Raw genomic sequence first — 5,834 nt, 5'->3', positions numbered from 1 at the left:
CTCGCCGCTCACCGCCGCGCACAACCGGGTCAACGGAAAGCGCGTGGACCTGATCGCCGCGCACAACGCGGAGAACCCGGAGGCGGCCCTCCGGTCCGGTGCCGGCTGGACCCCCGTCCTGCGCACCGCCGTCCACCCGGCGCAGGCGGTCCCGGCCCTGGTCAAGCTGCACGCGGGCGCGGGCCGCGTCCGCTGACACCCCCGAGAGCCGGCCGGGGCGGGAGGCGTCCCACCCCCACTGCGGGGCGCCCCCGCCCCGGCCTTCGCACCGAAGGAGCACCCGCATGCGTCCGTCCCACGGCCCCGTGCCCCTGTCCAGAAGGGGCCTGCTGCTGGCCGGTGCCACGGCCGGCACCGCGCTCGCCCTGCCCACCACCGCACGGGCCGCGGGCCGGCCGCGCCACCCGTTCGGCCGGTACGGCTCACCCGCCGCGCGCCTGACCCCGAAGACCCTGTACGTCCACCCGGGCGGCGCCGGCGACTTCACCACCGTCCAGGCCGCCGTGGACGCCGCGACCGGCACCGGGCGCACCCTGGTCGTCGCACCGGGCACCTACCGCGAGACGGTCTCGGTCGACGCCGACCGCACCGACATGACCTGGCTCGGCGCCTCCGGGAACCCCCGCGACACGGTCATCGTGTACGACAACGCGGCCGGCACCCCCAAGCCCGGCGGCGGCACCCTCGGCACCTCCGGTTCGGCCACCACCACCCTGCGTCCCGACGGCTTCACCGCCCGCGGGATCACCTTCGCCAACGACTGGCTGCGCACCGACCTCCCCGGCACCGGCGGCACCCAGGCCGTCGCCCTCAAGGTCCAGGGCGACCGCAGCGCCTTCACCCACTGCCGGTTCCTCGGCCACCAGGACACCCTGTACGCCGACACCCTCTCCCCCGGCACCTTCGCCCGCCAGTACTTCGCGCACTGCTACGTCGAGGGCGACGTCGACTTCGTCTTCGGCCGGGCGACCGCCGTCTTCGCGCACTGCCACTTCCGCACCCTGGTCCGCCCCGACCTGACGGGCGCCCCGTACGGCTTCGTCTTCGCGCCCTCCACGGCCGGCGCCAACCCGCGCGGCTACCTGGTCACCGGGAGCCGGATCAGCAGCGAGGCCCCCGACGGCTTCTACAAGCTGGCCCGCCCCTGGGTGCCCAGCTCCGACCCCACCGCCCGGCCGATGCTCACCGTCCGGGAGACCCACCTCGGCGCCGGCATCGACGCGGTCGCGCCGTACACGGACATGTCGAGCGGCCACCCCTGGCAGGAGCAGCGCTTCGCCGAGTACCGCAACACCGGGCCGGGCGCCGTGATCACCGTGCCGGAGAACCGGCCCCAGCTCGGTCGAGCCGAGGCCGCGTCCCACACCCCGAAGGCCCACCTCGGGGACTGGCGGCCCCGGTGACGGCCCCCTTCCCCGGCCCGCCCGGCCTCCACCGGGCGCTCAAGGAGGACCTGCGCTTCCCGCTCGCCTGGGGCACCTCGCCGATCCGCGACTTCCCCGCGTGGCGGCGGGCGGCCCGGGCCAAGGTGGAGGAACTGCTCGTCGTCCCCCGCCAGGACGACACCCCGTACGCGCCGGAGTTCACGCACCGCGCCGAGGCCGACGGCTTCACGCGCGAACTGGTGACCGTCTCCCTCACCCGCTACGCACGGGTCCGCGGCGCCCTGCTCACCCCGCGGGGCCCCGGGCCCTTCCCGGCCGTACTGCTGCTGCACGACCACGGCTCCCGGTTCGACATCGGCAAGGAGAAGGCCGTCCGGCCCTGGTACGACGACACCCGGCTCGCCTCCGCCGAGGAGTGGGCCGCCCGGCACTTCGACGGCCGCTTCGTCGGGGACGAACTCGCCCGGCGCGGCCACGTGGTGCTGTGCCTGGACGCCCTCGGCTGGGGCGACCGCGGGCCCCTCGCCTACGAGCAGCAGCAGGCGCTGGCGAGCAACCTCCTGAACCTCGGCTCCTCGCTCGCCGGCCTCCACGCCCGCGAGGACCAGCGGGCCGCGGCCTTCCTGGCGGGACTGGACCGGGTGGACGCGCGCCGGATCGCCGCCCTCGGGTTCTCCATGGGCGGCTACCGCGCCTGGCAGGTCGCCGCCCTCGGCGACGACGTCGCGGCCGCGGCGAGCGTGTGCTGGATGACGGGCCTGAAGGAGATGATGGTCCCCGGCAACAACACGCTGCGCGGGCAGTCGGCGTTCCACATGCTCCACCCCGGGCTCGCCCGGTACCTCGACATCCCCGACGTGGCGAGCATCGCCGCGCCGAAGCCGATGCTGTTCTTCCACGGCGGGCGCGACGCCCTCTTCCCCGCCGACGGGGTGCGGGCCGCGTACGACAGGCTGCGCGCCGTCTGGAACTCGTGCGGGGCCGGGGAACGGCTGCGGCTGAAGGTCTGGCCCGGGACCGGCCACGTCTTCGACGCCGCGATGCAGGACGAGGTCCACGCCTGGCTCGGCTCCGCCCTGTGAGACCGGGCCCGGTCCGGCGGTCCGGCGGTCCGGAGGGGGCCGCGGACGCCCCGCACCGCGGACGCCCCCGCCGGGTGTGGTACCGGCGGGGGCGCCCTCGTCGGCCCGTCCGGATGGGGGTCCGGAGAGCCGGGGTTCCGGCCGCCCGAGGGGGGTCGGGCGTCACCGGGACCGGGCCGCCGGACGTCGAGGCGGCGGCCCGGGGTCGGTCACGGGCTCGGCGGGGTCACTGGTAGGTGATGTCCGAGTCCGAGAACTTGCAGTACTTCCCGTCGGGACCGGAGCCGAGGTCCTTCGGCTCCTTGCCCGAGTTGTTGCCCTGGTAGCGGGTGCAGGTCTTGATCTTCTTCTTGCCGTCGCCGTGGATGCGGATGCCCGACAGCGTGGCGGTGTCGCCGTAGTTGGTGTTGATGCCGACGATCGACTTGCCGGGCGCGGTCACGTCGATGTCCTTCAGCACGATCGTGCGCTTGTACTGCGTCTTGCAGTTGCCGCAGGAGCGCACCAGCTTGCCGAAGTCCTCGACCCGGAAGCCGCTCACGGTCAGCGTGCCGGCGCCGTTGAACTGCAGCACCTTGTCGTCGGCCTTCTTCGCGCCGCCGCCGATCACCTTGTACTGCGCCGACGACGACTTGCCCTTGAAGCTGGCGGCGTCCTCGCCGACGTCCAGCCACCACACGTTCTGCAGTGTGCAACTGCCCTTGCAGTGCACGCCGTCCGCGGCCGGGGTGCCGATGACGACGTTCTTCAGCGTGGCGCCGTCGGCCAGTTCGAAGATCGGGTCCTGGCCCTCGTCCTGGCCGTCGCCGCCCAGGGCGCCGGTGCCGTAGAACCGCTTCATGCCGCCGTCGTAGACGCCGGAGACCGGCACGGTCTTCGACACCGGCTTGCCGCCGGTGTCCGAGGGCCAGGCGGAGGCGGCGCCCGCGGTGGACAGCATCGTCGAGGTGACGATCGCCGCGCCCGTGATGCCGAGCGCGGAGAACCCGGCGATCGCCGCCCGCTTCTTCGCGGTCCGGCGCCGGTGGGAGACGCGCTGTTCGGCTCGTGCAGTCATGCCCAATTCCTTGCGTGGGGAGGATCTTTGCGCCTCTTGGTCGCCACCGGTGCGGGAAGGGTTGCCGCGTCCCGCGGAAAATTCTCTACGCGCCCTCGCCGTCGTCCGGATCCCCTCGCCGCGCCGCCTCCTCGTCACCGCGGGGAGCGAAGTCACCGCCCACGGCGAACCGTTGCGATCCGGCGGCGGCCGTCGCGGTGTAGCGGTCGCCCCCGGCGTCCCGGCCGCCGCGTGCGTGGTCGTACTGCCCCGCGAACACCCACTCGCCCGGCGGGACCGTACGGCCCTCCTTCAGCGTCCAGGTGTAGACGAGGAAGCCGTCCCGCTCCCAGACCGTGAGGCCGAAGTCGGCCTCGGGCAGCGAACGCCAGGCGCCCGTGGAGGTCACCCCGCCGGTCTGCGCGATCCGCAGTTCCACGGTGAGCGCGGTCAGCCGCTCGGCGGTCTTCAGGGTGACGTTGCTCTGCGCCCAGAACTCGTTGCTGTGCGGGTCCACCGAGCCGTCCGACCACAGCGGCCCGTCCTCCACCCCGGCCGGCGGCCGGGCGGCGCCGGACGGATTCGACGTCCCGGCGGGCGGGGTTCCGGTGTCCCGCGGCCGGGCCGGGGCGTCCGTCGAGGGCTCCACCGGCGGCGCGGGCGCCCTGCTCGTCGCCTCCGGGGAGGGCGTGGGCGCCGGGACCGGCGAGACGGCCACGTGCCGCTGCGAAGGGGACTCGTCGTCCTTCACCGCGGAGGCGACGGCGTAACCGCCCACCGCGAGCACACCGGCCACCGCGGCCGTCGCGCCCGCCACCCGGAGCCAGCCGAACACCGGTGGACGCCGGGCCCGGTGGTCCGGGCGGGCCGGGCCGGCCATGCCGCGCTCGATCCGGGCCAGCATGCGTTCCCGGTCGGGCTCGTGCGCCCCGGCCGCCTCCTGCAGCCGGGCGCGCAGCTCCTCGTGCACGTCCCGCCGCATCGTCACCGGTCCCTTCCCTCGGCCCCACCGGAGCGTTTCCGCACGCCCGCGGCCGCGTCCTCGCGGGCGGCCGCCCCCACCGCCGCGTGCACCCGCTGCGGCACCTCCCGCGTGCCCAGCAGCCGCTGCAGTTCGGCCATCCCCTTCGAGGTCTGGCTCTTCACCGTACCCACCGAGACGCCCAGGGCCAGCGCGGTGTCCTTCTCCGACAGGTCGAAGGCGTGCCGCAGCACCACGCACGCCCGCTTGCGGAACGGCAGCCGGCGCAGCGCCTCCTGCACGTCCACCACGCCCGCCACGTCGGGGTTCTCGGTCCGCTCCTCGCGCTGCGACCAGAACAGCGCGATCCGGCGCCGTTCGCGCACCGCGCTGCGGATCCGGGTGCGGGCCAGATTGGCCACCACGCCCCGGGCGTACGCCACCGGATGGTCCGCGGCCCGCACCCGGTCCCAGCGGTGCCACAGCGCCAGCAGCGCGTCCGCCGCCAGGTCGTCGGCGGTGTCCGCCTCACCGGTCAGCAGATGGGCCAGCCGGGACAGTTCGGCGTAGTGGCGCTCGAAGAAGGCGTGGAACTCCACGGAGGCGGTGTCGTCGACGACGGTGCCCATGGCCTACCTCCCCTCGCAGCGGCGTCGGGCGCCCGACGGGCACCTGTGTGGCTGTGTTCGTCCTGTGGACGACGTGTGAGCGTCCGGCGTCGGCCGAACGAGATCCGGAGCGTAGCAGTGATCGTTCATGCGTTCGTGCGGAGGGTCGAACGGTGTGTGACGGGTCGACACTCGATTCCGTAGCACGAACCACGCCCGAACTCGACCCCCCGCGGCCACGGTTCGGCCGGTGCTCGGCCATGGACCGCCCGGGCACCGAGGAGCGTGCGCCGCGTCCCTCGGCACCGGAGACGACCCCGCGCGCCTGCGACAGGACGGCCGTCCATGTGCCTGCCGCCGCCTTCACCGAGGAGTCGACGGACCGCCACGGCGCCCCACCGGCCGGAGGACGGACCGGGCGGCCGCTCACCTCTCGCGCAGGAAGCCCGCCTCGTAGGCCGCGATGACGGCCTGGGTGCGGTCCCGGGCGCCGGTCTTCGCCAGCACCGACGCCACGTGCGTCTTCACCGTGGCGGGGCCGACCTCCATCCGNNCGCCGCCGGGTTCCTGCTCAAGCGGACGGACGCCGACACGCTCGTGGGGGCGGTGCGGCTGGTGGCGCGCAGCGCGTCGTACACGTAGGAGTCGTTCTCGAAGGTGGTGACGACGACGATCCGGGGCGGTTCGCCGGGACCGGCGAGGATCCGCTCGGTGGCGCGGATGCCGTCGATCAGGGGCATCCGGACGTCCATCAGCACGACG

5 protein-coding genes and 2 pseudogenes are annotated in these 5,834 nt (G+C 74.5%); 3 read left to right on the top strand and 4 right to left on the bottom strand.

The genetic code is table 11. The annotated features are described in order from the left end of the window. From B7L92_RS13565 to B7L92_RS13555, 3 genes and pseudogenes are all read left to right on the top strand, one after another. Window positions 1–196: pseudogene (locus B7L92_RS13565) on the top strand (pectate lyase); the annotation flags it as partial. A gap of 88 nt (window positions 197–284) precedes the next feature. Next, the gene (locus B7L92_RS13560) at window positions 285–1,403 is read left to right on the top strand and encodes a pectinesterase family protein (RefSeq protein WP_081237660.1); all 1,119 of its coding nucleotides are present in this window, start codon (window positions 285–287) and stop codon (window positions 1,401–1,403) included. Further along, entirely contained in the window at window positions 1,400–2,467 is a 1,068-nt protein-coding gene (locus B7L92_RS13555) for a dienelactone hydrolase family protein (RefSeq protein WP_081237659.1), read from the top strand. Before B7L92_RS13560 ends, B7L92_RS13555 begins: the two co-directional genes overlap by 4 nt. A gap of 226 nt (window positions 2,468–2,693) precedes the next feature. On the opposite strand, the gene B7L92_RS13550 is transcribed toward B7L92_RS13555, so the two are convergent. The 4 genes and pseudogenes from B7L92_RS13550 to B7L92_RS13535 form a co-directional block, all read right to left on the bottom strand. Continuing rightward, window positions 2,694–3,524, bottom strand: a complete 831-nt coding sequence (locus tag B7L92_RS13550; protein WP_081237658.1) for a pectate lyase — start codon at window positions 3,522–3,524, stop codon at window positions 2,694–2,696. Window positions 3,525–3,609: 85 nt separating this feature from the next. Continuing rightward, on the bottom strand, window positions 3,610–4,491 hold the full coding sequence (locus B7L92_RS13545) for a hypothetical protein (RefSeq protein WP_081237657.1): 882 nt from the start codon (window positions 4,489–4,491) through the stop codon (window positions 3,610–3,612). Then, window positions 4,488–5,093 carry a SigE family RNA polymerase sigma factor gene (locus B7L92_RS13540; protein ID WP_081237656.1) on the bottom strand — a complete coding sequence of 202 codons (606 nt, stop codon included), beginning with the start codon at window positions 5,091–5,093 and terminating at the stop codon, window positions 4,488–4,490. Before B7L92_RS13540 ends, B7L92_RS13545 begins: the two co-directional genes overlap by 4 nt. Window positions 5,094–5,498: 405 nt before the next feature. Continuing rightward, a pseudogene (locus B7L92_RS13535) lies at window positions 5,499–5,834 on the bottom strand (response regulator transcription factor); the annotation flags it as partial.

This window comes from Streptomyces viridosporus (assembly GCF_002078235.1).
GTDB lineage: Bacteria > Actinomycetota > Actinomycetes > Streptomycetales > Streptomycetaceae > Streptomyces > Streptomyces viridosporus.
The sequence above is the reverse complement of the archived record's forward strand: the minus strand, read 5'-3'. Positions and strand labels throughout refer to the sequence as shown.

Bases quoted from the DNA above. Each gene is read 5' to 3' on its own strand.
- B7L92_RS13540 (WP_081237656.1), bottom strand. From the start codon at position 5,093: ATGGGCACCGTCGTCGACGACACCGCCTCCGTGGAGTTCCACGCCTTC.
- B7L92_RS13550 (WP_081237658.1), bottom strand. From the start codon at position 3,524: ATGACTGCACGAGCCGAACAGCGCGTCTCCCACCGGCGCCGGACCGCG.
- B7L92_RS13560 (WP_081237660.1), top strand. From the start codon at position 285: ATGCGTCCGTCCCACGGCCCCGTGCCCCTGTCCAGAAGGGGCCTGCTG.